We start from the raw sequence: 3,790 nt of genomic DNA, 5'->3' as shown, positions 1-3,790 counted from the left end.
CGGGCGCATCCGCATCGCGGTCATCGGTCGCCCGAACGTCGGCAAGTCCACGCTCATCAATCGCCTCATCGGCGAAGAGCGCGTGATCACGAGCGAGGTCGCAGGCACCACGCGCGACAGCATCCTAGTGCCGTTCGAGCGCGACGGCCGGCAGTTCACACTCATCGATACCGCGGGCGTGCGTCGCCGCGCGAAGATCGACGACGAAATCGAACACCTCTCGGTGTCGAAGACCCTGCAGGCGATCGCCGAAGCGCACGTCGTGACGATGCTGGTCGACGCGCACGACTCGATCGGCGAACAGGACGCGAGCGTGCTCGGCCTCGCGCTGAACCGCGGCCGCGCGCTGATCATCGCCGTCAACAAGTGGGACAACATCCCGCCCGAGCAGCGCGAGGAGATCAAGCGCCTGCTGATGCTCAAGATCGATTTCGTGCCGTTCGCGCCGGTGCACTTCATCAGCGCGCGTCATGGCACCGCGGTCGGCGACCTCACGGCGTCGATGGTCCGCGCCTACGAGGCGGCGATGCGCAAGATGCCGACGCCGGCGCTGACGAGGTGCATGGAGAAGGCGATGGTCCAGCACCAGCCGCCGATCGTGCGCGGCCGGCGCATCCGCCTGCGTTACGCGCACCAGGGCGGGCGCAATCCGCCGCGCATCGTCGTGCACGGCAGCCAGGCGGCGCACGTGCCGGAGTCGTACAAGCGGTATCTCGCGAACAAGTTTCGCGACGAGTTCGACCTGTTTGCAACCCCGGTGTCGGTCGAGTTCCGCAGCGACGTCAACCCGTTCGTGGGCGACAAACCCAAGGAGCTCACGCGCCGCAGACTTCGCGCACCGCGCCGCGCTGGCTGATCTACGCCGGCCTGTGGCTGCTGCTGACCTGCATCTTCGGCTCGCAACTGTACTTCGCGGGCTACGTCACGCCCTGGACCCGCGCATTCGCGTCAGAGGCCATCTACTGGCTGGCGTGGTGGATTCTTGTGCCGCTGGTCTTCTGGTGGTGCCGGACGGTGAAAGACCTGTCGTGGAGCGTGCGCGCCCCGGCGCTCGCGCTGGGCTCACTGATCGGCCTGTTCCTGGTTCCGTTCCTCTCGCAGGCGCTGCAGAACGTCGAGTACCAGTTGCTTCCCTGCGCGGGCTGCGAGCCGCCGCTCGTGCCCATGTCGGCGGAATCGTTCCGGCAGGCGATACGCGTCGCCGCCGTCGACCTGCCCATCTATGCGGGCTTCGTGCTCGCCTGGCACGCGGCGATCTTCTACCGCGAAGCACGCGATCGCCAGATCCAGGCCGTCGAGCTCGAATCGCTGCTCCACCTGGCGCAGCTCGACGCGTTGCGCAGCCAGCTGAATCCCCATTTCCTCTTCAACTCGCTGCACTCGATGGCCGAGCTCGTGCACACGGATGCGAAGCTCGCCGAGCGCCTCATCGTGCGGCTCGGGGAATTGCTGCGGCAGGCGTTGCAGGGTTCGACGCGACACGAGGTGACGCTGGCCGAAGAGCTCGACTTCATCCGGGGCTACGTCGACATCGAGCAGATGCGGCTCGGCGAACGGCTGCGTGTGAGCTGGGACATCGAGCCGGCAGTGCTCGAGGCGCGTGTGCCGAGCCTCGTGTTGCAGCCCCTCGTCGAGAACGCCATCCAGCACGGCATCGCCGCGGCATCGGCCGGCGGTACGCTGGTTATCGGTGCGCGGCGCGAGGGTGGCTTCGTCCGCCTCGAGGTCCACGACGACGGTCCGGGACTGTCGCGCGCCGAGGGGGAGCGGCCGCAGGGCATCGGTCTCGCCAACACGCGTGCGCGTCTCGAGCGCCTGTACGGTGCACGGCAGTCGTTCGAGGTGCAGGCCGCCGACGGATTCACGATCCGTTTGCGCCTGCCGTTCTCCATCGCATGACGCTGCGCGTGCTCATCGTCGATGACGAGCCGCTGGCGCGGCAGCGTCTGCAGCGCATCCTGAGCAGTGAGGAGGGCCTCACGCTGCTCGCGCCGTGCAAGGATGGACGCGCCGCCGTCGCGGCCATCCTCGAGCAACGCCCGGACCTGCTGTTCCTCGACGTGCAGATGCCCGACTTGAACGGCTTCGAGGTGCTGGCGACGGTCGGACCCCGGCAGATGCCGGCGGTGATCTTCGTCACGGCGCACGATCGCTTCGCGCTGCAGGCGTTCGAGGCCGAAGCGCTCGACTACCTGCTCAAGCCGTTCGGTGCGGAGCGCGTGCACAAGTCGCTGGAACGGGCGCGGAGTTTCCTCGCGGGCGGTGCGCGCCGCACGCTCGAGCGACAGTACGCCGGCCTCGTGCGCGCGACGTCCGCGGCCCAGGAGGCACCCTGCATTCTCGTGAAGAAGCGCGAGCGCGTGGTCGTGCTGCGTCCGGAAGAGATCGACTTCATCGAGGCCTGGGGCGACTACGTGCGACTGCGCGTCGGCACGGAAATACACGTGTTGCGCGAAACCCTCAGCGCGTGCGCGAGTTCGTGGCCGACCGAGAGCACGATCCGGTGGTCGTGTTGCGCAGTGGTGAACAGCTCGAGGCGAGCCCGGCCTATCTCAAGGATCTGCAACGCCGGCTCCAGCCCGGCGGCTGAGCCCGTCGCGGCGTGCGGCCAGTTCGTCGCGCCCCGCGTCGCCTTGGTCGCAAACCGCTTTCCGGCGGCCCGCCCGGCGCGTTGAATCCGCGCCATGAAACCACCCGCATTGTTTGCTTCGATGACATTCGGCTGGATGGCCATGCTGACCGGCGCCAACGTCGCGCATCCCGGCGATACGCCAGCCGCGGCGGCCGCTCCCGCCGCCGCGCTTCCGGCCCACTACGCGACGAGCCTGCGCCGCGTGGGCGATGCGCTGTTCGACGAGAAATCCGGCGTGACCACCGTGTTCGTCAACGAGCTCGCGGGCTCCGTCACGGGTTTCTCGCAGGAGCGGTATCCGGACGGCTCCGTCATCGTCATGGAGTTCGCGCAGCCGCAGCGTGACGGCGAGGGCGAGCTCATGCGCGACGCGCGCGGGCAGCCGCTCAAGGGAAAAATCGACTATCTCGCTGTCATGCGACGCATCGCGGGGTTCGGCGCGATCTACGCCGACGAGCGCGCGGGCGAGTGGGAATTCTCCACGTATCGACCCGACGGCAGCGCGCTGATCACGCCCGACAAGGCGGTGCACTGCGCGAGCTGCCACCGCAAGGCAGGCAGCGATCGGGATTTCGTGTACCGGATCCGGACATGGTCCGCGCCGTGAGTCCGCCTAGGAGAACCGCTGACTAGATAGCGCTTTCATCCGTCCGCATCGGTCGCGCGCGAATACTCCCTGCCGCATCGAAACGCAAGGCGCCGGGCACCAGTGGCGCCGTCCGCCGACAGCGCGCACCTCTGCGCATCGCGCGCTTGATATACCGCCGCGATCGGCCTAGCTTCCGTCCCACGCGCGGGACGACCAGGGAAGGGTTCGCGCAACCCGGGGAGTCTCTGCAGAAGTTAGGTGTGCGTCGCGGTTCGGCCGCGAACGCCGAACCACGGAGCAGTGCAGGATGCTTCTAACAATCAGGGCGCAGGAACGCGCCGGACATCGCTCGTCCTCACCTCTGCCGTTGCAGCTGACTTCTGCAGGGACTCCCCAGTAATCCAACTGCAGGGAGATTTATGAATCGCCTATCTGATTTTGGAGGCAGGAGCCTCCGTGCGTTCGCGATCGGACTGATGTTGGTCACGCCGCTGGCGGCACACGCCGCCGACGCGACTTACACGGACCGCATCATCGTCAAGTACCGGACCACGCCCGCGAGCTCGCTC

Annotated in this window: 4 protein-coding genes; all 4 read left to right on the top strand. The window is 67.6% G+C overall.

Annotated features, from left to right (window positions below):
• Positions 1-856 (top strand): ribosome biogenesis GTPase Der (gene der / locus JF616_22970; GenBank protein MBW8890623.1); only part of this gene is annotated, 856 nt, incomplete at its 5' end.
• Positions 857-984: 128 nt separating this feature from the next.
• Positions 985-1,899: a sensor histidine kinase gene (locus tag JF616_22965; GenBank protein MBW8890622.1), complete on the top strand. Its 915-nt coding sequence runs from the start codon at positions 985-987 to the stop codon at positions 1,897-1,899.
• Complete coding sequence (locus JF616_22960) at positions 1,896-2,675, top strand: response regulator transcription factor (GenBank protein MBW8890621.1); 780 nt, start codon at positions 1,896-1,898, stop codon at positions 2,673-2,675. The genes JF616_22965 and JF616_22960 overlap by 4 nt, the downstream gene beginning before the upstream one ends.
• 9 nt (positions 2,676-2,684) lie before the next feature.
• The gene (locus tag JF616_22955) at positions 2,685-3,239 is read left to right on the top strand and encodes a cytochrome P460 family protein (protein MBW8890620.1); all 555 of its coding nucleotides are present in this window, start codon (positions 2,685-2,687) and stop codon (positions 3,237-3,239) included.
• Positions 3,240-3,790 lie beyond the last annotated feature (551 nt).

This window comes from Fibrobacterota bacterium, assembly GCA_019509785.1.
Taxonomy (GTDB): domain Bacteria; phylum Fibrobacterota; class Fibrobacteria; order UBA11236; family UBA11236; genus Chersky-265.
The sequence above is the reverse complement of the archived record's forward strand: the minus strand, read 5'-3'. Positions and strand labels throughout refer to the sequence as shown.

Bases quoted from the DNA above. Each gene is read 5' to 3' on its own strand.
- JF616_22955 (MBW8890620.1), top strand. From the start codon at position 2,685: ATGAAACCACCCGCATTGTTTGCTTCGATGACATTCGGCTGGATGGCC.
- JF616_22960 (MBW8890621.1), top strand. From the start codon at position 1,896: ATGACGCTGCGCGTGCTCATCGTCGATGACGAGCCGCTGGCGCGGCAG.